16 protein-coding genes and 1 pseudogene are annotated in these 20,473 nt (G+C 66.4%); 4 read left to right on the top strand and 13 right to left on the bottom strand.

Translation table 11 applies throughout. The annotated features are described in order from the left end of the window. Positions 1-206: 206 nt before the first annotated feature. From BLR29_RS12115 to BLR29_RS12100, 4 genes are all read right to left on the bottom strand, one after another. Positions 207-680, bottom strand: a complete 474-nt coding sequence (locus BLR29_RS12115) for a PRC-barrel domain-containing protein (RefSeq protein ID WP_092137190.1) — start codon at positions 678-680, stop codon at positions 207-209. Between the two features lie 433 nt (positions 681-1,113). Then, complete coding sequence (locus tag BLR29_RS32840) at positions 1,114-1,479, bottom strand: hypothetical protein (RefSeq protein WP_255371205.1); 366 nt, start codon at positions 1,477-1,479, stop codon at positions 1,114-1,116. A gap of 296 nt (positions 1,480-1,775) precedes the next feature. Further along, a complete protein-coding gene (locus tag BLR29_RS12105; protein ID WP_255371204.1) occupies positions 1,776-2,582 on the bottom strand; it encodes a sensor histidine kinase in 807 nt (268 codons plus the stop codon). A gap of 141 nt (positions 2,583-2,723) precedes the next feature. Continuing rightward, positions 2,724-4,127: a sigma-54-dependent transcriptional regulator gene (locus BLR29_RS12100; RefSeq protein WP_092137189.1), complete on the bottom strand. Its 1,404-nt coding sequence runs from the start codon at positions 4,125-4,127 to the stop codon at positions 2,724-2,726. Between the two features lie 443 nt (positions 4,128-4,570). Here BLR29_RS12100 and BLR29_RS12095 point away from each other — a divergent pair, with 443 nt between their 5' ends. Next, entirely contained in the window at positions 4,571-5,551 is a 981-nt protein-coding gene (locus BLR29_RS12095) for a sigma-54 interaction domain-containing protein (RefSeq protein WP_092137188.1), read from the top strand. Here BLR29_RS12095 and BLR29_RS12090 read toward each other — a convergent pair whose 3' ends face one another. The 4 genes from BLR29_RS12090 to BLR29_RS32415 form a co-directional block, all read right to left on the bottom strand. Further along, positions 5,552-6,367, bottom strand: a complete 816-nt coding sequence (locus tag BLR29_RS12090; protein ID WP_092137187.1) for a DUF2182 domain-containing protein — start codon at positions 6,365-6,367, stop codon at positions 5,552-5,554. After that, positions 6,364-6,966 (bottom strand): DUF1326 domain-containing protein, encoded by a 603-nt coding sequence (locus tag BLR29_RS12085; protein WP_092137186.1) that lies wholly within the window; start codon positions 6,964-6,966, stop codon positions 6,364-6,366. Before BLR29_RS12085 ends, BLR29_RS12090 begins: the two co-directional genes overlap by 4 nt. A 348-nt stretch (positions 6,967-7,314) precedes the next feature. Further along, complete coding sequence (locus BLR29_RS12080; protein ID WP_255371203.1) at positions 7,315-9,162, bottom strand: PAS domain-containing hybrid sensor histidine kinase/response regulator; 1,848 nt, start codon at positions 9,160-9,162, stop codon at positions 7,315-7,317. 401 nt (positions 9,163-9,563) lie between these two features. Beyond that, complete coding sequence (locus tag BLR29_RS32415) at positions 9,564-9,716, bottom strand: hypothetical protein (RefSeq protein ID WP_176860926.1); 153 nt, start codon at positions 9,714-9,716, stop codon at positions 9,564-9,566. Positions 9,717-9,804: 88 nt separating this feature from the next. Here BLR29_RS32415 and BLR29_RS12075 point away from each other — a divergent pair. The 3 genes and pseudogenes from BLR29_RS12075 to treY all read left to right on the top strand — a co-directional run. Continuing rightward, positions 9,805-9,930, top strand: a pseudogene (locus BLR29_RS12075) (glycogen/starch/alpha-glucan phosphorylase); the annotation flags it as partial. 413 nt (positions 9,931-10,343) lie between these two features. After that, positions 10,344-12,311: a malto-oligosyltrehalose trehalohydrolase gene (gene treZ / locus BLR29_RS12070; RefSeq protein ID WP_092137184.1), complete on the top strand. Its 1,968-nt coding sequence runs from the start codon at positions 10,344-10,346 to the stop codon at positions 12,309-12,311. Next, positions 12,308-14,899, top strand: a complete 2,592-nt coding sequence (gene treY / locus BLR29_RS12065) for a malto-oligosyltrehalose synthase (protein ID WP_092137183.1) — start codon at positions 12,308-12,310, stop codon at positions 14,897-14,899. The genes treZ and treY overlap by 4 nt, the downstream gene beginning before the upstream one ends. A gap of 57 nt (positions 14,900-14,956) precedes the next feature. Here treY and BLR29_RS12060 read toward each other — a convergent pair whose 3' ends face one another. The 5 genes from BLR29_RS12060 to BLR29_RS12045 all read right to left on the bottom strand — a co-directional run bounded on the left by BLR29_RS12060 (position 14,957) and on the right by BLR29_RS12045 (position 20,466). After that, the gene (locus tag BLR29_RS12060; RefSeq protein WP_092137182.1) at positions 14,957-15,961 is read right to left on the bottom strand and encodes an SDR family oxidoreductase; all 1,005 of its coding nucleotides are present in this window, start codon (positions 15,959-15,961) and stop codon (positions 14,957-14,959) included. Between the two features lie 354 nt (positions 15,962-16,315). Next, the gene (gene ligD / locus BLR29_RS12055) at positions 16,316-18,799 is read right to left on the bottom strand and encodes a DNA ligase D (RefSeq protein ID WP_092137181.1); all 2,484 of its coding nucleotides are present in this window, start codon (positions 18,797-18,799) and stop codon (positions 16,316-16,318) included. A gap of 45 nt (positions 18,800-18,844) precedes the next feature. After that, a complete protein-coding gene (locus tag BLR29_RS12050) occupies positions 18,845-19,180 on the bottom strand; it encodes a MoaF-related domain-containing protein (protein WP_092137180.1) in 336 nt (111 codons plus the stop codon). A gap of 8 nt (positions 19,181-19,188) precedes the next feature. Further along, a complete protein-coding gene (locus tag BLR29_RS31930) occupies positions 19,189-19,311 on the bottom strand; it encodes a hypothetical protein (protein ID WP_255371202.1) in 123 nt (40 codons plus the stop codon). 21 nt (positions 19,312-19,332) lie between these two features. After that, positions 19,333-20,466, bottom strand: a complete 1,134-nt coding sequence (locus BLR29_RS12045; protein WP_369804584.1) for an alkene reductase — start codon at positions 20,464-20,466, stop codon at positions 19,333-19,335. Between the last annotated feature and the right edge of the window lie 7 nt (positions 20,467-20,473).

Genomic DNA, 20,473 nt, shown 5'->3' with positions numbered 1-20,473 from the left:
CTTGGAGGTTGTTTAAAAATGAAGCGAAGCGGTCCTGGCTAGGGCGAAGCAGGGGTTTCGGATCGCACGCGATCCGCCTGCGTAGCGGCATGCGCCTGCTGGCGCATGCGCGCCCTGCAAGGGCGCGGCCGCAGACAGTACAACTGGTACGGCAAGCGAATGTGGCAAACCCGGCAACGACGCCAGGATCTTTTTTAAACGACCTCCTAGGCCCAAGGGTCGTAGCGATCCTTCTCCCAGTACGGCGAGATGCCGTAGTACTCGTGGATGCTGGTGGCCCACTGCGAATTGGCCATGGTGGGCCAGTGTTCCTTGTCAAAGCCGGGCGCGGCCTTGATGCGATCCTTCTCCACCCCCAGCACGAAGCACTTGCGGCGCGTATCGAGCGTCAGCGCGGACCACGGCACCGCATGGAGTTTCTCGCCGATGCCGAGGAAGCCGCCCATCGCCATCACGGCGTAGGCGATCCGCCCGCCCAGCACATCCAGCATGATGTGGTCGATGGTGCCGATCTCCTCGCCGGAAGGATCGATGACCTTGTTGCCTTCCAGCGTGTCCGAGGCCATCACGAACGGGCCCGGACCCGCCGTGTTCTGCTCGACGCCGCCGATGATGGCGGCACCGCGCGGTGGCGCTTCCGGTGACGAGCCCGGCGGCGTTTGCGGGTCAATGCGATTCATGGGAGCTCCTCCTGTGAACGAGCGGTTGCGAGCCATTTACTGACGCCAGCGGGCGGCGTCCTCCCCTTCCATCGGTTCCGCGGGTACCAGCGGCGCCCGCGGATCGAAACCTTCCCAGTGGCCATCGCGCCACCGGCCTTGCCTGACGCCCCTGGCCCGCTAACGCCTCGCGGCGGTCTCGGCCCGGGAAAACGTATCGAATCGTCCTGCGATGATCGTAGTCATCCTGAAGCTCTGTTCAAGGCGTGATGCGGTGCATCGGTTGGGGGACGTACATGCAAATGCACTTGGCGGCACCTGGCTGGCCCCGGGGTGACTGCATGGAGGTGGCCGATGCCGCAATGTGGCGGCAGGTGCTATCCGCAATCAACCGCGCAATCACCCTCGTAATCACCTGCGTATTCAACCGCACAATCACCCGCGTGCCGCGACACTACTTGCCATGCTTTCCGCCAGCCTTTCCCGCGCCCTTGTCGGTGGCACCCTTTCTATCGGCCGCGGCCTTCGCGCCAGCGGGCTGATGTTCGCTGCCGCGCTTGAGGGTCCAGTCGACATCGTCGCGCTTGGTCTGGGTCTTCTTCTCGGCATGCATGGCCGCACTCGGGGAAATCGGATCGCTGGCCGGGAACGTCATGTCGAGCGACTCGTCCACGGCGGCCTGATAGGTCCTCTTGCGCTTGTCGGCGGACTTGTCGGCGGACTTGTCGACCGATTTGCCCGCGGCGGCCTTCTCGGAGGTCTTGCCATGAGGACGAGCCGATGGCTTGTGCGAGGCCTTGGAGGCGTGGGCTTTTGACATGGCATCTCTCCTTTTGCGATTTCGCGATATCGAATCCGGGCCCAGCCAAGCGGGCTCCGATGCCAACTCATGCAAGCCGTGGGCCAGCCAGACCCGGACACCAGACTTCCTGCACGAGGCGCAGGCGCGTAAGACCGGCCGTGGCGCACAGCACGGACTGCTGTACAAGCGGGCGCACACGGGCGCGGCCCCTGCCGTTGCAGATCGTGCGCGCGATGGTAAAAATTGCCGATCGCCCGATGGCGTGGCATGACGGCGTGCAGCCTTGACTGGCGGCGTCGCCAACACACGTCATCTCAGGCGGCCGATTTGCGCGGAAATCGCACGGCAATACACACGGTGACATTGTCGGCATCGCAGTTGTCGTTCTCGGCGGTAAGCATGGCGCCGTGGAGTTCCACCATGCGCCGCGTCAGCAGCAGTGCCGTGCTTTGCCGGGGAGAATGCGTGCCATCCTCGGGCGCGCGGCGCCCGAAGAAATCGGTCAGCGCGGCCAGGCGCGAGGCGCCCCTGGCACGTTCGATGGGCGGACTTTCGGTGATCCGGAACTTCACGAAATCGGCCTCGGCCGTCAGATAGGCCTTCACGGAACCGCCCGCCTGCGCCCGCCAGATGCAGTGAATCAGCAAATGACGCATGAGCGGCGCCAGACGCAGCGCGTCGCTATCGACGCGGAAGTCCGCGCCATCCGCACTCTTGCATTCCAGCGTCCCCAGGATGACGCCGCGCGCCTCGGCGGCGCCACGCTTGTCGGCAATCGCCTGTTCGGCGGCGGCACGCAAGTCCGTGCCCTGCCACGCCGGGGCGCGCTCGTCGGCCAGCAACCGCACCGCCTCTTCCATTTCCTCGATCAGGGCCAGTTGCTGCTGCATGCCAGAGCGGATGCCGTCCAGCGCACGCTGCGCAGGTGCCGCCAGCGAATCGATCGAGCGGTCCAGCACGTAGCCCCAGCTCTGAATGGCGTTCAGCGACGAGCGCAAGTCGTGCGCGGCCTGCTCGATCAGGGCCGCCACCTCGGCAATGCTGCGCACAAGCGGCAGCTCCGCGTCTGCCTGGGCGCCGTCCGGCGGAGAGTAGGAGGAAGAGCTCGGTGCGTCGGCCATGTTTAGTGATCCGCAAACCAGCCAGTTGTCACAAACGGAACTCGCCTGGAACCGCTCATGTTATGGATGCCACGCAAGAATCGTGCACCGCAGGCCGCCGCGCGGCGGATTCCGTGTCACGCCCCCCATCAGCGCCGCCGCTCACGAGGCGGCAGGCGGGCTGGCGTCACCGTTTCGCGAGGCGCGCAGCCATTCCGGCAACTCGCCCTTGGCCGCATAGTCCTCCAGCCGGTTGTACAAAGTCTTCAAACTGATGCCCAGAATTTCCGCCGCATGCTTCTTTACCCCCGCGCATTGCTCGAGCGTGGCAAAGATGAGCTGGCGATCGGCCTCCGCCAGGGACATCCCCACCGGCACCGACACCACCGCCGTGGCGGCGGACGGCGCCGCCGCCACCTGCAACGGGATCTGTACCTCGGCAATCACATCGTGGTCGGCCATGATGTAGGCGCGCTGCACAAAGTTGCGCAGTTCGCGGACGTTGCCGGGCCACGCGTGCATACGCAGGCTTTCCAGCACGCTGCCGGAAAAGCGCCGCTGCGTGCCCTGCTCCGCATTGAGCTGCTCCAGCATCGTATTGGCGATCTGCACGACGTCGTCGCCACGCGCGCGCAGCGGCGGCAGCTCGATCGGGAACACGTTGAGGCGGTGATAGAGATCGGCGCGCAGCTTGCCTTCCGCCACCGCCTCCTCGGGGTTGCGGTTGGTCGCCGCCAGCACGCGCACATCGGCATGCGATTCGCGATTGGTGCCCACGCGCATAAAGGTGCCGGTCTCCAGCACGCGCAGCAACTTGACCTGCAATTCGAGCGGCATCTCGGTGATTTCATCGAGGAACAGCGTGCCGCCGTCGGCCCGCTCGAAATAGCCCTTGTGCTGGCGGTCCGCGCCGGTAAAGCTGCCGCGCTCGTGGCCGAACATCTCGGTTTCGATCAGCGTCGGCGAGATCGCGCCACAGTTCACCGCCAGGAACGGCTGGCGCCGGCGCGCCGACAATTCGTGCACGGTCTGGGCAGCGAGTTCCTTGCCGGTGCCGCTTTCGCCTGTTAGCAGCACGGTGGCCTCGGTCGGCCCCACCTTGCTCAACTGGTCGTAGACCGCCTGCATGGCCTCGGACCCGCCCAGCAGGCGGCCAAAGCGGCCATAGCGGCGCAGTTCGCCGCGCAGCGAATGAATCTCGGCTTTGAGTTCGCCGGTGGTGGCAATCCGCTTGAGCACCGTTTGCAGGCGCGTCACGTTGATCGGCTTGACCAGGTAATCGGTGGCACCCAGGCGCAGCGCCTCCACGGCACTTTCCACGCTGGCGTAGCCGGTCGTCAGGATCACTTCGACGCCGGCCGAGCCCACTTCCTCGAACAGTTCCATGCCGTTGCCGTCGGGCAACCGCAAGTCGGCGAGTACGGCATCGGGCATGCGCCAGCCGATCTGCAGGCGGGCTTCGCGCAGACTGCCGGCCGTCGCGGAGGAAAATCCTTCGATCGCGACAATCTCCGCCAGCGCAGCACAGGCGTTTTCGTCGTCATCAACGATCAGGATGTGTGGCATAGGGTCCGTCGGCGTCCGTTTGTCCCCGTGAGTCCAGTGGAATGTCGATCCGGAGTCCGGAGTCTGATGGTTCTGATAGTCATGGTCATGTCGCTGCAGGCGCTTGTTGCAACCTCGGTTGCGTCCTCGGTTGCGTCCTCCACGCCACGCACAACACTACGCGCCCGGAACACGGGCAACTGTTCCCCAACTGTACGGAAAGTCATGCTGAAGTCTAGCGACGCCGCCAGGGCCGTTATGCCAGTGTTCGTCTGACACAGGTGTCGGACCTTGCCGCGACAGCGGCCCGGGCGGTAGCCACCCTCGCCCCGAGCAGATAGCATGGTAACCATCTTCCACCCATGCGACGCGCCTGCACGCCCCCTCCCGAAGCGGGAGATGCACGTGCCGGCCCAAGCGAAAACCTCGTGTCCTCCACCGCCACGCTACTCCCCGGACGGGCCATGCCGCCACCTCGCGTGCCGGGGCGCCGCGCCGCGCCCGCCCAGGTATCCCTGCTATGGGAGAGCACCTCGCCCGCCATGCAGCGCCTGATCGCCCAGCTCAACCGCGTGGCGGCAACGGACGTGACGATGCTCGCCGTGGGCGAAAGCGGCAGCGGCAAGGAAGTGGTCGCCCGTGCCGTGCACGAGCGCAGCAGCCGCAGCACCGGTCCGTTCGTGGCGGTCAATTGCGGCGCCATCGCGCCGACGCTGATCGAATCCGAGCTCTTCGGCCACGAGAAAGGTGGCTTTACCGGTGCGCTGGAACAGAAGGCGGGGTATTTCGAGCAGGCACAGGGCGGCACGCTGTTCCTCGATGAAGTCACGGAAATGCCGCTGGAAATGCAGATCAAGCTGCTGCGCGTGCTGGAGTCCCGGACGTTTCATCGCGTGGGCGGCGACGCCCAGCTAGTCAGCGACGTGCGCATCCTGGCGGCCACCAACCGGGACCCGATGGAGGCCGTGCGAAACGGCCAGTTGCGCGAGGACTTGCTCTACCGGCTGGCCGTCTTCCCGCTGCATATCCCGCCGCTGCGCGAACGCACCGAGGACATCGTTCCGCTGGCCCGTCATTTCCTGGCGGAGTTCAACGCCATGGAGCAAACGGACAAATCGTTCTCGGCGGGGTCGCTGGAGCGGCTGACGCGCTACGACTGGCCGGGCAACGTGCGCGAGCTCAAGAATGCGGTCTATCGCGCCTACATCCTGGCCGATCAGCAGGTGGAGATCGGCAATCCCACCCTGGCCAACCAGCCGCCACGGCCCACCACGGTCGACGGCGTGGTGAGCGTGCGCGTGGGCACGACGCTGGCGGACACCCAGCGCGAGATCATCCTCGCCACGCTGGCCCGGTTCAATGGCGACAAGCGGCAGGCCGCCCACGCGCTCGGCATCAGCCTGAAGACGCTCTATAACCGGCTGGATGTCTATCGCGCCGGATAGTCACGCATGAGTCGTCACCAGGACGACTGCCCACGACAACAGGGCGACACCGAGCGGTGCGCTAAGCCGCCGGCCCCAGCGCACGTTCTTTTCGATCGCCATGGCGGCCGCGAGCAAGAGCATCCAGCCGAGGCTGCCGGTGCCGAGCGTGAACATCAACAGCATCAGTGCCCAGCAGCACCCGACGCAGAACAGGCCGTGCAGCGTGCCCAGCGCAAACGCGTGCCACGCTTGCGCCTGCCCGCGCCAGTGCTCGATGACGAAGCTCAACGGCGTGCGGCACTTTTCCAGGCACTGGTACTTGAGCCGGCTGAACTGGAATGCGCCGGCCAGTGCAATGATCGCGGCGCCGATCAGCCAGCCATGCCAGGCCAGCGCGGGCACGCTGGCGAACAGCGACAGCACCGCACTGTGCGCGGCGTGCGCCAGCAGCCCGAAGGCGCCCCACACCGTGATGTAGCCGAGGGCGAGCAACATGAGCAGCCGCGCGTGGTCCGGGCGCTGGGCCGTCAACCGGTCGAAGGCGTTGAACAACGGCAAGGTCGTCGGCAGCATCATGGCCGCCGTCATCAGAATCCACGCGGCGGCGTACAGCACCAGCGGCACCACCACATCGCCGGCGGGAACCACACGGCACAGGAACGCCGCCGGCCCGGACGCGGTCCAGTCACCGTGTTCCAGATAGCGCCCGTACGGACTGCGCGTCCACGCCCACAACGTCGCCCACGCCAGCGCGATCAGTGCCACCAGGATCGGCAGGAACACGCGATGATGGCGCGCGGCGCCGGACGGCGCCGGGCCTGCCGTCGGGTTCATGCGTCGAAGACGAACGTGCTTTGCAGGGCGTTGTGGTTCTTGATGTCGAGGTCGATGCCGATCGCGGCGTTCTTCGAGCGATAGGTCGGGGCCTTGCCGACAAAGACCGGCGCCCCCGGCACCGTCGAGAACACGGTATCCGATAGCGTGGTCTGCCCGCCGGTGGCGCCGAGGTAGGGTTCAAGCTCGGCGTAGTAGTCCTTGCCGATCTCGAGTGTGCCCTTGCCCGCCACCACCGTGAAGGTGATCGGCGCCCGCTCCACGGACACCACCGTGCCGATGAGCTTGGCGAGGTCCGCCACCGGCCCGCCGGCCTGCCCGGTGTACACCTTCAGGAGTGCTTCTTCCTGCGCCTTGGAGGCCTTGTCATCCACGAAGATCGCGGCAGTCCAGTTGCCTTGCAGGATGTTGCCCGGCACGTGCGCCACCGCCGCGATGGTATTGCCGCCGACGTCGACGCCATCGACCGTTCCCTTGTCTATCCGCCACGCGACGATGGTGTCGCAGGTGCCATTGTCCGGGTCTTCGCCAATCCAGCACGGGCACAGGACATTGCAATTGCAAACCTCGAGCAGGCGACCTTCCAGGTGATAGCTCATTTGGACCTCCGTTGAAGTCACAAGAACACCGGCTTGCTGCCGCAAGTCTGCGGCGACAAGGAATCATTCCCCCGTGTTGTGAAGTAAAGGCAGTCAAGGTGATCACGGCAAGCCAAACGGTCGTGTGAAGTCGCGAGTTTCATGTTCGACCGGCGCCGCCGGGGCGAGCGCTGCCATCTGCCGCATGGGGTGTGACGCAGTGCATTCCTGCCGCGCCCGCGCACTGCATCGTGTCGTTCTGACTTGGCTGATTCGTCAGGGAATTCATCAGGCAGGTATCCGTCGCCATCCCTTGCCGCAACGCAACCAGACTGGATGGCGTGCGACGACGGCCGCGCAGCCAGCGGCTTAGTTGTGACTCTCGCCCGCGAGAGCCTGGCACAGCGCGTCGATCGTCAGCGGCTTGACCAAATGATCGTCGAAGCCCGCCGCCTTGGTCCTGCGGCGATCCTCCGCCGTGCCCCGGCCGGTGAGCGCGAACACGCGCAGTCTGGCCGACGCCGCCGCGGTGTCGTCCGCGCGCAGCGCCGCCAGCACCTCGAAGCCGCTCATGTCCGGCATTTCCAGGTCCAGTAGCACCACGTCGGGCGCAAAGCTGCGCGCCAGCGCCAGCGCTTCCATGCCGTTGTAGGCGGGCCGCGCCTCGTGCCCCAGCACGGTCAGCAGCGCCGCCATGCTGTCCGCGGAATCCGGACTGTCGTCCACGATGAGGATGCGCTGGCCGGTGCAATCCGCCGAGACCGCGCGCGTTACGCTGGCGCCGTCCATCTCCACCTCCGGCAGCATCACCGTGAAGGTGCTGCCTTGCCCTTCGCCGGCGCTGCGGGCCTGAATGGCGCCGCCATGCGCTTCCACGACGGCACGCGCCAGCGCCAGGCCGATGCCGAGGCCGCCGCGCGCGCTGCCGTCCTCCCCTTCCTGCGAAAACAGGTTGAAGATGCGGTCAAGCGCATCCGGCGCAATGCCCTGGCCCGTATCGCCAACAGCGGTGATGACGTTGCCGTCCTCGGCGCTCACATGCACCGATATCGCACCGCCGCGCGGGGTGTACTTGGTGGCGTTGCTCAGCAGGTTGGCCAGCACCTGTCCCAGACGGGCCGCATCAGCATTGACGAAGAGCGGGTCGCGCGGCAGCGTCACCGTCAGGCTATGGCCCGCCGCGTCCAGCACCGGGCGAATGGCCTCGACGGCGGCCGTCACGATCTCGTTGTACAAGGTGGGCACCGGCTGCACCCTGAGTTTTCCAGCGGTGACGCGGCCCACGTCCATCAGGTCGGTCACCAGCCGGGTCAGCAACTGGATCTGGCGGCCGATGATTTCCGCGCAACGGTGGATGCGGCCATCCAGCGCAGGTGTCAGGCGGATGACATCCACGGCATTGCGGATCGGCGCCAGCGGATTGCGCAGTTCGTGCGCCAGGATGGCCAGGAAGGACTGCACGCGCCGGCTGGCCCCTTCCAGTTCCTCCAGCCGCGCTGCATCGGAAATATCCCGCGCGGCCCACAGGATGCCGGTCGGACAGGATGCCGCATCGCGCAACAACACCGCCCGGATCAGACAGCGGACGAGCGATCCGTCCTGCCGCTGCAAACGATCTTCGCCCTCCCACTGGCCGGTGGCGCGCACGTCGTTCAGCACGGCCAGGTCATTGCCGGCGGCGACGTCCGGCCGCGCGTACAGCATCGACAACGGCTGGCCAACCGCCTCCTGCCGGGAGTAGCCGAAGATGCCGGCCGCGCCGCGGCTCCATTCGCGGATCTCGCCCTCGGTGCTCAGTTCGCAGATCGCGTGGTCGTGCAGCGTGTCCGCCAGCAGCAGCCGTCGCGCCTCGGCCAGCCTGGCGTTTTCCTCGGCCGCATACTGGATGGTGATGTCGCGGCAGACCACCGCGAAGCCGTCCGGCTGGCCGTCGGGGCCGGTGATGGCCGTCATCACCGCGCTGGCGTAGAACACGCTCCCGTCGCGCCGCACACGCCAGCCCTTGTCCTCGGCCCGGCCGGTGGCGCGGGCCGCTTCGAACCAGCGGCCGGGCTCGCCCTGGGCGATGGATTCGGGCGTATGCAAGCACGAGAAATGCTGTCCGGCGATGTCGTCCGCCGTATAGAGCAACGCGCGCCGCGCGGCCGCGGTCCATTCGCGCACGCGGCCATCCGGCGACAACGCGAAGATGGCGGTGTCGTCCACGGCGTCGAGCATGGCGTACGCTCGCGCAGCCCGTTCCCCGTCAGTTTGTGCGACCGCATCGGTGCCCGCACCATCGCGGGACGGTGCAAGGTCCGACGTCCACGGATCCGGCATGGAAACTCTCTCTTATGGCGTAAGCGCTGCTTTTCCTGGAAGCCTGGGGTATTGCGGCCATCCCGCCGCCGCTGGTGTTGGCATTGCCGACGCCCGCCCCGCGCAGTCACCGGGGGCCTGGGGCGGCAACATCCCGCCGGCATGGCACGCCGCTTTCATCATAGCGCTCGTTGTGCCGGCAACGGCCTCCGCCGCCGGCACGAACGCCAGAGATTACGTGAAAAGGATACAAGACCGCACGCCGCGATGGCGCTGCGCGCCCGGCCGGCCCGGCAGGGCCCGGGGGCCCGCGCCCTCGCCTAGCCGGCGTGTCCGCTGGCCGACGGTGGCACCGGATGCTTGTCGGGCAGGTTGCGCGCCGGCTGGTCCCCTTTTTCCTTGTTGTGGTCGGGGCTCTGGTCGGGTCGATGGTCCGGGCGGCGGACGGGCTCTTGGGGGATAGGGTTCGTCATGATGGGCCTCGGAACAGTGAGCGGAGACAGGGAGTCCATCTCTCCCATCTCCCAGCAGGTTTCATACCAGTGTCGCGCGCGTAGTGGGGACTCGCTGGCAACGCTGGAGACTCCCGCGCTGGGATACGGCATCCGCTACGAGTATGGCATCTTTCACCAGAGCATCGCCGACGGCATGCAGGTGGAATCCACCGACACGTGGCTGCGCCAAGGAACCCATGCCGACATGATGCTGGCTGGCGCACAGGCGGGGATGTCCATTTTTCCGATGCGCACACGCGCGCGCAGTTTCTACAATGGTGGCTGGCAGCTTATACATGCACCTGGCCAGCAGCCGCGACAGATCGCTGCGCGGGTCCGGGCCGCAGGTCTGGCATGGTGTTCGCAACGCAGTTCCGGCGTGTTGGGTTGGGCAAGACAACAACACGAGGACGGGCGCATCCGCGCAGCGACGGCTGTCGCACGCGCGTTCGCCCCCAATCGAAAACGGGCAGCGGGAGGCTCATCTTGAACGCGAACATCCTTCTTGTTGCGGCGCAAGCCATGCCAGCGACAGGTGGCATCGCCCCCCGCGTTGACCCGGTGCGCGGCCACGTCCGCCTGAAGATAGCCTGAAGGTAGCCCGCCATGATGCATGCGATCCCCGCGACACCCGGCAAGGAAACCCAGCCCGCCCTGCACTGGCAGACGCTCGGCACCGCCGCGCGGGAGCAGCCGTGCGCCGGCGAGGGGGCTGACGCCTACCGGTTCGGCCCGGTCCGGCTGGCCGATGGCCGCATACGCTTCCGGCTCTGGGCACCCGATGCCGCCGCGCAGGGGCAACCCGTCCGGCTGGAGGTCGCCGGCATGTCGCCAATGCTGATGGCGCAAGTGGAAGCGGAAGCGGGCTGGTTCGATGCCGTCACGGCCTGCTGCGACAACGCGCGCTACTGGTTTCGGCTGGACGACGGCACGATCGTGCCGGACCCGGCCTCGCGCCTGCAGGCCGACGACGTGCATGGCGCCAGCGTGCTTTGCCTGCCATCGCCGGAGCAGGGCTTTGCGTGGCAACACGCGGCATGGCACGGCCGCCCGTGGCACGAGGCGGTGATCCACGAACTGCATGTCGGACTGTGCGGCGGCTACGCGGGTGCCACCGCGCAACTGCATCGGCTGTCGACGCTGGGCTTCACCGCCGTCGAACTGATGCCGCTGGCCGAGTTTCCCGGCGCGCGCAACTGGGGCTACGACGGCGTGCTGCCGTTCGCGCCGGAGCGCAGCTATGGCACGCCTGACGAACTGCGCGCGCTGGTCGATACCGCTCACGGGCTGGGCATGATGGTGCTGCTCGACGTCGTGTACAGCCACTTCGGGCCCGAGGGCAACTACCTGCACCGCTACGCCAGCCCGTTCTTCCGCGCGGACCGCCAGACGCCGTGGGGTCCGGCCATCGATTTCCGCCAGCCCGAAGTCCGCCAATTCTTCAGCGAGAACGCGCGCTACTGGCTGGAGTCCTTCCGTTTCGACGGGCTGCGGCTCGATGCCGTGCACGCCATCGGGGACGAAGGCTGGCTGCCGGAGCTTGCGGGCCAGCTTCGCCACTGCCTGCCCGGCCGCCAGCTGCATCTGGTGCTCGAGAACGACCACAACGACGTGGCGCTGCTGCACGCCGGCTACGACGCCCAGTGGAACGACGACGCCCATCACGCGCTGCATGTGCTGCTGACCGGCGAGCACGATGGCTACTACCAGGAGTACAACGCCGACCTGCCCGGTGCCGTGACGGCAGCACCCGGCACGCCGCCGCTGCGCCATCTGGCGCGCGTGCTGGCCGAGGGATTTGCCTGGCAGGGGGAGATGTCACCGTATCGATCCCATGACAGCTCCCATGGCGGCCCCCATGATCGCGAGATCCGGCGCGGCCAGCCCAGCGCCCGGTTGCCGTCCACGGCGTTCGTGATGTTCCTGCAGAACCACGACCAGACCGGCAATCGCGCGTTTGGCGAACGGCTGGCCACGCTGGCGGAGCCGGATGCGCTGCGTGCGGCGGTGGCGCTGCAACTGCTTTGCCCGCAGATCCCGCTGGTGTTCATGGGCGAGGAGCATGGCGCACGCACGCCGTTCCTGTATTTCACCGACCACCCGCCCGCTCTGGCCAGTGCCGTGCGCGACGGGCGCCGCCGGGAATTTTCCGCAACTGCGGCATTTCGCGATAACGACCGGGCCGCGAAGATCGCCGATCCGAACGCGCCGGAAACGTTCGAGGCGTCGCGGCCGATCTGCGACGACACCGATGGCTATTGCCGCGCGTGGAACCACTACTACAGCGAACTCCTGTCGATCCGCCGGCACGAAATCGTGCCACGCCTGCGCGGCGCCCAGTCCGCCGGCGTGACGATCCTCGCCGACAAGGCGCTGGTGGCGCGCTGGCGGCTCGGCGACGGCAGCCTGCTGGCGATCTGGCTCAACTTCAGCGAGGAGCCCATCGTCGTCAGCCAGGATGGCGATGGCGATGCCGGGGAAATGCTGCATGCCAGCCAGCCCGGCGCCATCGCCACGTTGCGCGCCGGCACGCTGATGGAACATTGCTGCGTGACCTGCCTGCAAGCGCCATGACCGAACTCGACCCCACCGGCATTCCGCGCGCCACGGCACGGCTACAACTGCACGCGGGATTCACCTTCGCGGACGCCGCGGCACTGGTGCCCTACTACGCGGGGCTCGGCGTCAGCCATCTCTATCTCTCCCCGATCACCACGGCGCGGCCCGGCTCCACGCACGGCTATGACGTCACCGACTTTACGGCGATCAACCCGGAACTGGGCGGCGAAGCCGGCTTCCTCGCACTGGCCCGCCAGACCCAGGAGGCGGGCCTCGGCATCGTGGTGGACATCGTGCCGAACCATATGGCGGCCAGCGCCACGCACAACGGCTGGTGGCGCGACGTGCTGGCGCGCGGCGCGGACAGCAGCCACGCGCGCGACTTCGATATCGACTGGCAATCGCGCGATCCGGCATTGCACGGCAAGGTGCTGCTGCCGATCCTGGCCGACGCCTACTGGCAGACCCTGACCGCCGGCGGCATCGCGCTGGTGCGCACCGGCGACGGGCAGGTCACACTGCGCTATGGCGATCACGACCTGCCGCTGGCCGAGCCCACGCTCGACATGGCAATCCCGTCGGGCCCGGACGCCATGCATGCGCTGCTCGAACGGCAGCACTACCGGCTGGCATGGTGGCGGACCGCCGCAACCGAGCTGAACTGGCGCCGCTTCTTCGAAATCAACGACCTCGTGGGCGTGCGCGAGGAATGCGACGACGTGTTCGAAGCCGTGCACGCGCTGATATTCCGCCTGTATCGCGAGGGCTGGATCGATGGCCTGCGCATCGACCATGTGGACGCGCTGGCGGACCCGGCCGGCTACTGCCGGCGCGTGCGCGAGCGACTCGATACGTTGCGCCCCGGCCGACCCGCCGCGCGCGCGCTGGCGCATCCGTGGCTGGTGGTGGAAAAAATCCTCGCCGAGGATGAGCCGCTGCCCGCCGACTGGCGCATGGATGGCACCACAGGCTACGACTTCATGAACGACGTGAGCGCGGTGCTCCATGACGCCGCCGGCGAGGCGCCGCTCACCTCGCTCTGGATGCGCATCAGCGGGGACAACCGTCCGTTTGCGGACTATGTGGGCGCCTGCCGGCACCGCGTGCTGGCGCGCCAACTCGTCACCGAACTCGACGCCGTCTGCGCGCGCCTGCACGAACTGGCCCGCGAGGCGCCCACCACGCGAGACCTCCCGTATCACGCGCTGCGCCATGCGCTGACATCATTCCTTGTGGCGTTTCCGGTCTATCGCACTTACTTCGCGACGTCGAACGAAGCCGTACGCGACAGCGCGTACGACACGGCGACGGTGCCCGCCGCCGCGGACACCGCCCGCACGCATCTGGCGCCCGATGAAGCCGCCGCCCTCGACTTCATCCTGGACCAATTGCGCGGCGACGCCCGGCCCGATACGCGCGCGGCGCAGCTACGCACGAAGCTCCAGCAGATCATGCCGGCGCTGGCGGCCAGGTCGACGGAGGACACCGCCTTCTACCGCTACGGCCGGCTGCTGTCCCGCAACGAGGTGGGCAGTTCCCCGGGCACGCTGGCGCTGGCGCCCGAACGCTTTCACGCGCGCATGGCGGCGCGGCGCGACAGCTATCCGCACTCAATGCTGGCCGTGGCCACGCATGATCACAAGCGCGGCGAGGACGCTCGCATGCGGCTGGCCGTGCTGAGCGAACTGGCCGGCGAATGGGCCGATGCGATCGCGGACTGGGAAGCCCGTCTGGCGCCGTTGCTGGTGGCTTCGCCCAGAGGGCCGGACGGAGCGGACCGGATCATGCTCTACCAGACCTTGCTGGGCGCATGGCCCGCCGATCCGCGCGCATTGCAGGCCGAGGACGCCCAGCGCGCGTTCGTCGACCGCATCCTGGCCTGGCAGCGGAAATCGATCCGCGAGGCCAAGCGGCACGGCAGCTGGACGCATCCGGATACCGCCTACGAGTCCGCCAGCGAGGCCTTCCTCGCGGCGCTCGCCAGCGGCGAACCGGACAGCGTGCTGGAGCGCATCGGCCAGTTTGCCGACCACATCGGCCCGGCGGCGGCGATCAACAGCCTGTCCCAGACCCTGATCCAGCTGACAGCACCTGGCGTCCCGGACCGCTACCAGGGCAACGAAGGCTGGGACTTCAGCCTGGTCGATCCCGACAACCGGCGCGCGCCGGACTTCGCGCGGCTGCAGTCGCAGCTGGAATGTCGCGGAGGCTGGTCGCACTGGTTGCAGCACTGGCGCGACGGCCGCATCAAGCAGCAGGTGATTCGCGCGGTATTGAAGCTGCGACACCAACAGCCGGCGCTGTTTGCGGAAGGCACCTATGAAGGGCTGGCGGCCGATGGCAAGCTGGCGCCACAAGTGCTGGCGTTCGCGCGCCGCTGCGGCACGTCCGAGGCCATCGTCATCGCCACGCGGCTGGCGGCGCGGCATGCGGACCCGGCGTTGCCGCGCATTCCGCCGCAGTGCTGGGGCGATACCGGCCTGCACGTCGAAGGCAACTGGGTGGACGTCCTGACCGGGCACGCGGTCAGCGCCCATGCGGGCTGCCTGTGGATGAAGGACGTGCTGGTGGGGTTGCCCGTGGCGGTGCTAGTCCGCGCGTGAGCGGTGCGGTCTGCGCTGGTTCCATCGGCGCTATCGGCGCTACTGTCGCTATCGACGCTAACGCCGACTCCGCAGCTGCATCATGCACGCCATCGCCGCCGATGCACCCACCACCAGCGCGGTGGTCAGCAGCGGATGCCTTGCCGTCGTCGTATAGGCACACGACTGCAGCGCCCGCCGGCTGCCCGTGCGTTCTCTCAGGCCGTTGCCGGCGTCGTACAGCGCATTGTCCTCGCGCGGGCCTGCGGGATCGCGCGTCTGCTGCGCGCGTCCCATGAACCGGCGCATCAATCGGTCGAACGTGTGCGGCGCGTGATAGGCGGCGGCGGAAAAGGCCTTGGCGGATGCCCCCACGAACATGTCGCGGCGCGGATGCGCGGCGGCAAACAGGATGGCGTCCGCAGCCAGCGCGGGGTCGTAAAGCGGCGGCGGCAGGCGAGGTTCCACGTGCAGGAAGTTCTTGGCGTGCGTGACGATGGGCGTATCGAGGCCGGCCGGCTTGATCAGCGTGACCGAGATCGGCACCCGCTCCTGCTCGAGTTCGAGCCGCAGCGTATCGGTAAAGCCCTTGATCGCGTGCTGGGATGCCGCGTAGGCGCCCTGCAACGGCAGCGGCCCATCGGAGGCCTCGCTGCCGATGTTGATGATCGCGCCACCGCTCTGCCTCAGATGCGCCGCAGCGGCCAGCGATCCGTGGACCACGCCCCAGTAGTTGGTGTCGAACAGCCGGCGCTGGTCCTCCAGCGGCACATCGTCATGCCGGCCGAAGATCGTCACCCCGGCGTTGTTGATCCAGGTATCGAATCCGCCAAAGCGCTCGATGGCCGCCTGCGACACGCGTGCCACGTCCTCATGGTTGCCCACGTCGGCCTTGACGATAATGACTTCCGTGCCCGACTCGCGCAGTTCTTCCGCCAGCCGTTGCAGGGAATCCTCGCTGCGGGCCACCAGTACCAGCCTGGCGCCCAACGCCGCCGCCTTGCGCGCCGTGATCAGGCCCACCCCGCTGGTGGCGCCCGTCAGCACGATGACCTGCGAACCAATGCTTTTCAGGGATTTCATCGCCGTGTCTTCCTGTTTGCGCCCGGAACGGACGGGAATGTCGCGCCGCGGCCTCCGGGACTCGCTGCCTCCCGCGCGATGTGACGCGGTGCGAGGGTGTGAGTCTCCTCGTGGGATGTCGCAAATCCCGTTCCCGGTGGCGCGCGTGAAGGGTTTCCCGTGTGGAAATCGCCCGGCACCCGGTGTGCGTGCGTGTGCGGCGCAACAATGGCTGGCAATCGCTTTATTCAGGGGCGGTCAGGAATTACAAAGGCGGTAAAGACGACGACCATGCAGGATGACTCTCGATTCCGCGCGCGGCGTGCGCTGCATAAGCTGGAGTGGCTGGAGTGGCGACTGAGGGCGGCGCCTCGTTCAGCCCAAGCGTTCCATCGCAACCGTCAGCGTCTGAGCCGTCTTCCAGTAATCGCGCCAGGGATCGGTGCGCTGGAAGCTCAGATACTCGCGCGCATTACGCACGTTCCAATCGTCCGGGCCCTTCAGGTCAGAGAGTTGGCGCCACGAGATGGGCATCGATACCCCCATGCCGGGGCGGGCCCGGGCCGAAAATGCGGCGACTGTCGTTTGCCCGAGGCCATTGCGAAGGTAGTCCACGAACACCTTGCCTTTGCGGTTGGCGGCTCCCGATTTGGCGACAAAGCGCTCGGGAAGCACCTTTGCCAGATGGCACACCACAGCGTGTGAAAAGCCCTTGACCGTTGGGTAATCCAACTCCGGAGCCAGTGGGACGACAACGTGCAGGCCTTTCCCCCCGCTGGTCTTGAGCCATGCTTTCAACGCCAGCTCGGTCAGGAAGCCTTGCACCAGCTGCGCCGCCTCCAGGACGTGCCGCCACGACACACCTTCGCCCGGATCAAGGTCGAAGACAATGCGGTCTGGATAACGAAGCGCGGCAACCGTCGAGTTCCACGTGTGAAATTCGACCGCGTTAAGCTGCGCAGCAGCGGCGAGGGCATCCGCTGAATCGACCGTCAGCAAGGCGCCATGTCCAGGCCACAATGATTTCGGATGCGCGGTCAACCCTGACAGCCGGCTCGATTCGAGGTGTTTCTGGAAGAAGACCTCCTTCCCGATACCGTCCGGTGCGCGCAAGAATGCGACTGGACGCGCAGCAAGATGGGGGAGCATCCACTCCGCCACGCTTTCATAGTATCGAACCAGATCGAGCTTCCTGATGCCACTTGCGGAGTCGATCACTCGTTCGGGATGCGTCACGTTCACCGCGCTGCGAGACACGTTGGTATCGACTTGAACCGCTTCCTGACGGATATCCTTCGGCGACTTGTCACTGCGCAAACCTTTGAATGAGGCATGACGAACGCGGCCATCTCGTGTCCACGCGGAGAACTCCACCTCCGCAACCAATTTTTGCCTCACCCAATGCGTCGCAGCAGCATTGCCCTGCGCCCAGCGCGTGCCCGTCATTTCCGACGCATCGAAAGCCGCCTTGCTGACTTGCAGCTTTTCGAGCTTCTCCCGCAGTTCGGTAGCCGTCTTGCCGGTCCAGCCGGTACCAACACTACCGGCAAATCGAAGTTTGCCTTGATCGTAGACACCAAGCAGAAGCCGACCCACCTCAGCTCGTGACCCTGCCCGATCGCCAAAGCCACAGATAACGAATTCCTGTCTCAATTTGCACTTGGCCTTTATCCAGTCGGGACTTCGCGTCGATGTATAAGCAGAATCGGCACGCTTGAGCACCAGGCCTTCCAGGCCAAGCTCGCATGCGGACTTGAAAACTTGCGCGGGCGGCGCTTCAAAGCTCTCGCTGAAACGCACCCGGTCAGCTTTTCCTTCGACCAGTTGCGCCAGATGGGCACGCCGCATGCTCAGCGGCGTACGCCTCAGGTCCTTCCCTTCCCAGTAGGGAATGTCGAAGACAAAGTAGACGATGTCGTTATTGCCCTCGCCCTTGATCGCATTCTGCAAGGCATTGAAGTCTGGCACGCCGTCGCGCAGAACAACGATCTCGCCGTCTATCCACCCCTCGGAGACACCTAGCTTCTCGATCTCTGATTCGACGCCTTTCAGTTTGTTCGTCCAGTCCTCGCCTCCACGCGTCAACAAGGTCACCCTGGAATCGATGATTCTGGCCAGAACTCTGTATCCATCAAATTTTGCTTCGATGATCCAGTTGCCTCCACTCGGCAAAGACGTCGTGGGCACTGCGAGTTGTGGGGAAAGATGCGCCGGCGTTTTTGACCGCTTTGCATTGACCAGAGAGGCTCCTGCGGCCGCAGCCCCATTCGCGACGATTTTCGGCGCTTCGAGCGCGCCAAGCGGATGCGCTATGACGCTGTCAGGGAAGGTGCTGATGACATCGAACTGGGCCAGCGATCGCGCCCATTGGTCGCGCTTCTTGAACAAGATCCATTGGTCGTGCGCGCCATCGGACCTGGAGATGCGCACGAGTTCCCAACGACCCGCAAGCTTCTGGCCGTGCAGCAGGAACTCCAGCTTCCCGGCTTCCATGCCGGCATGTGGATCGCCAACGGGCTCCCATGTCCCGTGGTCCCAGACGATGACGGTACCCGCGCCATACTGCTTCGGTGGGATCGTGCCCTCGAAGTTTGCATAGTCGAGCGGATGGTCTTCCACGTGGATCGCCATCCGCTTCTCTGTCGGGTCGAAGCTTGGCCCCTTGGGGACAGCCCAACTCACCAATACGCCGTCAAGCTCGAGTCGAAAGTCGTAGTGCAGTCGCCTGGCCCAGTGCTTCTGAACTACGAAGCGAAGCTGGTGCGATTTCCCACGCTTCCCGCGCCCCGTCGCGGAGGGTTCCGTGGTGATGCGGAAATCACGCTTTCCGCTGTACCGGTCAAGGTCGTGATGTGCCATGCAAACAGCATATACGCTCGCCAGACGGTTTCCGTGTGGGGCGCCTTACGCGCCATTCATGTCGGCCAGTGCGGTCAGGGGTCCCTGCATCCGGTAGAACGTCCGGTCAGCGGCGGTGAAGAACGCCATGGACCGGCCGTTGGCGAAGTCGTCGACGTGCACCACGGTCGCGCCATCGGCTTCCTGCCACGAGATTGCGTAGACGCCCTCCGCAATTTGCCGCCATTCGCAGGGCGCCTCCCCGCTCGCGCCTGCGTAGGGGCCTGAAACAATGGCGTAGCGGATCGATCGCCCATCCTCGGCGTAGAGGTTGTGCGCCGAGAGGCCGTCGTAGTCGACGCGAAAGCCGCGGCCCGCGAACGGCGGTCGGTCGGAAGTCATTGGATTGCTCATCGGATGGTCACCGGGTTGATGTTGATTTGCGTGGAGCCCACGTACTGCGGCTGGCCGCGCACGAACTGGAACGCCCACGCCTTGTCGCGCACCGGGGCGAGTCTTGTCAGTGTTTTCATCGTGGATTTCCTTCGTTCCGCTCAGGCTGCCTTGGCGGCGAGTGCCGGATAGTCGGTCAGACCGGGCGCACCGCCACCGAACAGCGTGTCCCGATCATGTGGATTAAGGGCGGCGCCCTTGCGCAGGCGCTCTGGAAGGTCCGGGTTGGCCACGAACGGACGCCCGAAGGCGATCAGGTCGGCCCAGCCTTCGCGCAACGCGGCGTTTGCGCGCTCCACCGTGTACTTGCCGGCGTAGATCAGCGTGCCCCGATAGACCTCGCGCAACCGCTGCTTGAATGCGGTGGGCATATGCGGGGCGTCATCCCAGTCGGCCTCGGCGATATGGATGTAGCCCACGCCGATCTCGCCGAGCCGCTTCGCCGCGGCGGTATAGGTCGTCTCGGGGTCGGCATCGACGCAGCCATTGAGTGTCGTCAGCGGTGCCAGGCGGATACCGACGCGGTCCTTGCTGCCCGTCCCCTCGACCAGCGCCTGCGCCACCTCGCCCAGGAAGCGCAGGCGATTGTCGAGCGCACCGCCGTATTCGTCGGTGCGGTCATTGGCTTCGGAGTCGATGAACTGGTTCACCAGATAGCCGTTGGCCGCGTGCAGTTCCACACCGTCGAAGCCGGCCGCCATGGCATTGCGTGCAGCCTGACGGAAGTCGTCGACGATCGCGTGGATGTCTTCGACACTGAGCGCGCGCGGTTGGGACGCCTGCACGAAGCTGGGCGTACCATCGCGTTCGGCGATGAACACGTTGACGCCTTGCGCCTGGATGGCCGACGACGACACCGGTGCGTGGCCGTCGAGCAGGCTGATATGACTCAGGCGCCCAACGTGCCAGAGCTGGGCAAAAATGCGCCCGCCAGCGGCGTGCACGGCACTGGTGACCTGGCGCCAGCCTGCCACCTGCTCCGGCGTGTGGATGCCGGGCGTCCATGCATAGCCCTTGCCGAGTGGCGAAATCCAGGTGCCTTCACTGACGATCAGGCCGGCGCTGGCGCGTTGCGCGTAGTACTCGGCCATCAACGCATTCGGTACGTCACCGGGCTGGCTCGCGCGCGAGCGCGTCATCGGCGGCATGACGATACGGTTGGGGAGTTCGAGGCCGCCGAGCCCATACGGCTCGAACAGCGGCGTGCGTGCTTCGGACATCGTGGATACGGACATCGTGGCT

Origin of the sequence: Cupriavidus sp. YR651, assembly GCF_900101625.1 — a bacterium.
Classification (GTDB): Bacteria; Pseudomonadota; Gammaproteobacteria; order Burkholderiales; family Burkholderiaceae; genus Cupriavidus.
Note: the sequence above shows the minus strand (reverse complement) of the source record. Positions and strands in the feature narration are given on the sequence as shown.

What these genes read in the sequence shown, in the direction of transcription:
- BLR29_RS12115 (WP_092137190.1), bottom strand. Translation starts at nt 680, where the DNA reads ATGAATCGCATTGACCCGCAAACGCCGCCGGGCTCGTCACCGGAAGCG.
- BLR29_RS32840 (WP_255371205.1), bottom strand. Translation starts at nt 1,479, where the DNA reads ATGTCAAAAGCCCACGCCTCCAAGGCCTCGCACAAGCCATCGGCTCGT.
- BLR29_RS12105 (WP_255371204.1), bottom strand. Translation starts at nt 2,582, where the DNA reads ATGGCCGACGCACCGAGCTCTTCCTCCTACTCTCCGCCGGACGGCGCC.
- BLR29_RS12100 (WP_092137189.1), bottom strand. Translation starts at nt 4,127, where the DNA reads ATGCCACACATCCTGATCGTTGATGACGACGAAAACGCCTGTGCTGCG.
- BLR29_RS12095 (WP_092137188.1), top strand. Translation starts at nt 4,571, where the DNA reads ATGCCGCCACCTCGCGTGCCGGGGCGCCGCGCCGCGCCCGCCCAGGTA.
- BLR29_RS12090 (WP_092137187.1), bottom strand. Translation starts at nt 6,367, where the DNA reads ATGAACCCGACGGCAGGCCCGGCGCCGTCCGGCGCCGCGCGCCATCAT.
- BLR29_RS12085 (WP_092137186.1), bottom strand. Translation starts at nt 6,966, where the DNA reads ATGAGCTATCACCTGGAAGGTCGCCTGCTCGAGGTTTGCAATTGCAAT.
- BLR29_RS12080 (WP_255371203.1), bottom strand. Translation starts at nt 9,162, where the DNA reads ATGCTCGACGCCGTGGACGACACCGCCATCTTCGCGTTGTCGCCGGAT.
- BLR29_RS32415 (WP_176860926.1), bottom strand. Translation starts at nt 9,716, where the DNA reads ATGACGAACCCTATCCCCCAAGAGCCCGTCCGCCGCCCGGACCATCGA.
- treZ (WP_092137184.1), top strand. Translation starts at nt 10,344, where the DNA reads ATGATGCATGCGATCCCCGCGACACCCGGCAAGGAAACCCAGCCCGCC.
- treY (WP_092137183.1), top strand. Translation starts at nt 12,308, where the DNA reads ATGACCGAACTCGACCCCACCGGCATTCCGCGCGCCACGGCACGGCTA.
- BLR29_RS12060 (WP_092137182.1), bottom strand. Translation starts at nt 15,961, where the DNA reads ATGAAATCCCTGAAAAGCATTGGTTCGCAGGTCATCGTGCTGACGGGC.
- ligD (WP_092137181.1), bottom strand. Translation starts at nt 18,799, where the DNA reads ATGGCACATCACGACCTTGACCGGTACAGCGGAAAGCGTGATTTCCGC.
- BLR29_RS12050 (WP_092137180.1), bottom strand. Translation starts at nt 19,180, where the DNA reads ATGACTTCCGACCGACCGCCGTTCGCGGGCCGCGGCTTTCGCGTCGAC.
- BLR29_RS31930 (WP_255371202.1), bottom strand. Translation starts at nt 19,311, where the DNA reads ATGAAAACACTGACAAGACTCGCCCCGGTGCGCGACAAGGCGTGGGCG.
- BLR29_RS12045 (WP_369804584.1), bottom strand. Translation starts at nt 20,466, where the DNA reads ATGTCCGTATCCACGATGTCCGAAGCACGCACGCCGCTGTTCGAGCCG.